The organism is Rhizorhabdus sp., assembly GCF_018006725.1.
Classification (GTDB): Bacteria; Pseudomonadota; Alphaproteobacteria; order Sphingomonadales; family Sphingomonadaceae; genus Rhizorhabdus.
In genome coordinates, this window is sequence record NZ_JAGMXV010000451.1 from 1 (window position 1) to 2,673 (window position 2,673).

Genomic DNA, 2,673 nt, shown 5'->3' on the forward strand with positions numbered 1-2,673 from the left:
CACGTAATCGGGGACCTGGCCGCCATAGCCCGTCCAGCTGGCGGTCTGGCTGAAACCGGGGCCGAGCCGCTCACCACCCTGGCCCGCGACCAGTTGGGGGCCGTCCAGGTCGGTCATTTCGCGAATGTCGGGTTTCGATGCGCCGCCCATGGCCAGGCCCGCAAGGGTGGCGATGGCCATTCCGAAAAACACATGCCGCAGATCGCGCATCTCGACTCCCTCGCTGCCAACTATAGCGCGCGAAGGAGCATCTGGTTCAGCGAAGATAAGCCTGTGCCAAATCGAGGCGGGGCCAGGACGCCGGTCGGCGTCCCGCGACCGGCGCTCGCCCGATAGGATATGTCCGCGTCCCGAAGTTTCATCCCCCGGGGTGTGTGCGGCGGGCGCGGCTGGCCCCGCTCTTGCGCGGGCCTCAGGTGGACCTGCGTTCTCTACGCCGGTCCGTCTGAAGGAGACGATCATGACCCTTGAAGCCCTTGAGGCAGAGACCCCGGACCGGTTCTTCGATCACTGGGCGCCCATGCTGCTGCTCCATGCGGCCAATACCGTGGCCCTGGTGCTGCTGGTGCTGTTCTGGCCGGCCTTCGCTCTTCTGGACCGCCTGCCGGCGGCCAAGCCGAGAGCCGCCTAGGCGTTCTCCCGCGCCCGCGACGTGGCCCTCTCGATGAGATCGGCGATGCGTGGGATCAGCTGGTGCGGCAGGTCGTGGCCCATGCCGGGGATGGTGTGCAGCTCCGCCCCGGCAATGGAGGCCGCGGTATCCCGGCCGCCCTCAACCGGAACCAGGGGATCGGCCTCGCCGTGGATCACGACGGTGGGCGCGGTGATCTTGGCCAGCAGCGGACGGCGGTCACCACAGGCGACGACGGCGGCCATCTGGCGCGCGCGGCCGACCGGATAATAGGCGCGCCGCGCGTCGGCGCGGAGCCGCTCGATCTGAATTTCGTCGGGCGTCGGGTAGTCGGGGCTGCCGATCACCTTCGAACTCTCCAAACCGCTCCACACATGCTTGTCCATATCCACAGCCGGATCGATCCCCGGCTTGGTCAGCGCCGCCATGGCCTCGGGCTTGGCGGGCGGCAGGGCGGGATTGCCGGTGGTGGACATGATCGAGACCAGGGACAGGGTCCTCTCCGGATGGTTGGCCGCCACCAGCTGGGCGATCATGCCGCCCATGGACGCCCCGACGATGTGGGCGCGCTCAACCCCCAGGACCTCAAGCAGGCCGACGCTGTCGCGGGCCATGTCGTCGAGGTGATAGGGGACGTCCGGCTTCTGGCCGCTCATCAGGGCGGTGTAGATGGCGGTCATGTCCGGCTCGCCGTGTTCCTCGAACCGGTGCGACAGGCCGACGTCACGGTTGTCGTGGACGATGACCCGGTAGCCCCGATTGGTGAGCTCCCGGATGAACTGCGGCGACCAGCGGGTCATCTGGGCCCCGAAGCCCATGATCAGCAGCATCGCCTCACCCTTTTCGGGTCCGTAGACCGCGTATTCCAGGGGGATGCCGTTGGCGATGATCTGGGGCATGGGGCCCTCCCGAGGGTCGGAGTGATTGATGATCACTCTGCTTGCGAAGGTCCGGGTCCGCAAGGCCACCGAGAGATGCAACTCTTTGCCGCACGACCGGGCAAAGAGTTTAGCTTTCCCGGCGACTCAAAGGAGAGTCAAAGAGCGTTGATCGGCGTCTTGAGGACGCCTTCCGTCGCTGCCCGGACCCCGGCGAGAAGCGACCTGGAGAAGACACCATGCGATCGCCTGCCGACATGGACATCGTCCAGATCGACATCAGCACCAAGTGCCACCTGAAGTGTTCCAACTGCACCCGGCTGATCCCGCACCAGACCCAGCGGGCGGACATGGAGCTGGAGACCTTCGAGCGCGCCGTGCAGAGCATGGAGGGCTGGAACGGCCCCAACAAGCTGATCGGGATCATCGCAGGCGAGCCGACCCTGCACGCCAATTTCGAGCAGATCTCGCTGCGCTTCGCCGAGCTATGGGGCGGGGACAACACCAACAACGGCAAGTTCCCGATCAAGGACTTCAACGACTTCGCCAATCAGCGGCTGTTCGACCGTTCGAACGGCCGCGGCCTGTGGACCAGTCTCGGGGCGGGGTTCTACCGCAACTACGAGACCATCATGTCGGTCTATAGCCACTTCAACACCAACACCCACGAGTCCGCGGGCCAGCACCAGGCGCTGTTGATCACGCGGGCCGACTACATCGCCGCGACCGGGATCTCCGAGCTGCAGTGGGAGCAGAACCGCGACAACTGCTGGGTCCAGAAGCTCTGGTCGGCGACCATCAACGACAAGGGCGCCTATTTCTGCGAGGTCGCCGGGGCCATCGACCGGCTGTACTTCAACGGCAAGCACGCCTGGCCCGTCGAGCACGGCTGGTGGCAGCGCCAGCCCGGCGACTTCGGCGACCAGATCGAGCTCTGCAACTACTGTGCGCTCGCTCAGCCGGGCCCGTCGCAGCTCGATATCCTTGAGCGCGACATCATCAGCCCGCAGCATCGCGACATCCTGCGCAAGCTGGGCAGCCCGGCAATCAAGAAGCACAACTACGAGATATTCGACGGCGAACTGCACAAGCAGAAGCGCGAGGTCGAGAGCCGCGACAACTATGTCGGCGACGGCGGGCAGGGGCGCCGGGTCGGCATCGGCC

4 protein-coding genes are annotated in these 2,673 nt (G+C 66.1%); 2 read left to right on the top strand and 2 right to left on the bottom strand.

Annotation, left to right across the window (positions count from 1 at the left end):
* On the bottom strand, positions 1–210 hold a 210-nt coding region (locus tag KAY22_RS27660), incomplete at its 3' end, for a hypothetical protein (protein WP_296626249.1).
* A 250-nt stretch (positions 211–460) separates the two neighbouring features.
* On the opposite strand from KAY22_RS27660, the gene KAY22_RS27665 reads away from it, so the two are divergent.
* Complete coding sequence (locus KAY22_RS27665) at positions 461–631, top strand: hypothetical protein (protein WP_293492628.1); 171 nt, start codon at positions 461–463, stop codon at positions 629–631.
* On the opposite strand, the gene KAY22_RS27670 is transcribed toward KAY22_RS27665, so the two are convergent.
* On the bottom strand, positions 628–1,530 hold the full coding sequence (locus KAY22_RS27670; protein ID WP_296626250.1) for an alpha/beta hydrolase: 903 nt from the start codon (positions 1,528–1,530) through the stop codon (positions 628–630). The genes KAY22_RS27665 and KAY22_RS27670 overlap by 4 nt on opposite strands.
* 218 nt (positions 1,531–1,748) lie before the next feature.
* On the opposite strand from KAY22_RS27670, the gene KAY22_RS27675 reads away from it, so the two are divergent.
* Positions 1,749–2,673 (top strand): hypothetical protein (locus KAY22_RS27675; protein WP_296626251.1); only part of this gene is annotated, 925 nt, incomplete at its 3' end.